Source organism: Pedobacter sp. GQ55 (assembly GCF_059758925.1).
In genome coordinates, this window is record NZ_JCAXEI010000044.1 from 1 (window position 1) to 223 (window position 223).

Genomic DNA, 223 nt, shown 5'->3' on the forward strand with positions numbered 1-223 from the left:
TTTGTGGCGATCTGGTTATTTGCCAGGGGCTGGAGGAGCCGGGACCGAAAAGCGGCGGAGCGGAAGTTGCAGGAGCTGAAGTTCAGAATGTATATGGATCGGATACTGAACAAGCGTTAGGCTCAGGAGGGCTGAATTTGCTGGTGCGGATTTTAGAGCGAAAGGCAGATGCTTTTTCTAAAGCATTGAGGGAGATTTTGTGCTCTGGGAAGTGATACATTTT

The 223-nt window shown here is 49.3% G+C and carries 1 protein-coding gene; it reads left to right on the top strand.

All coding sequences use genetic code 11. The annotated features are described in order from the left end of the window. A partial coding sequence (locus tag AC6CH7_RS26550; RefSeq protein ID WP_498265572.1) for a hypothetical protein occupies positions 1-215 on the top strand: 215 nt, incomplete at its 5' end. Between the last annotated feature and the right edge of the window lie 8 nt (positions 216-223).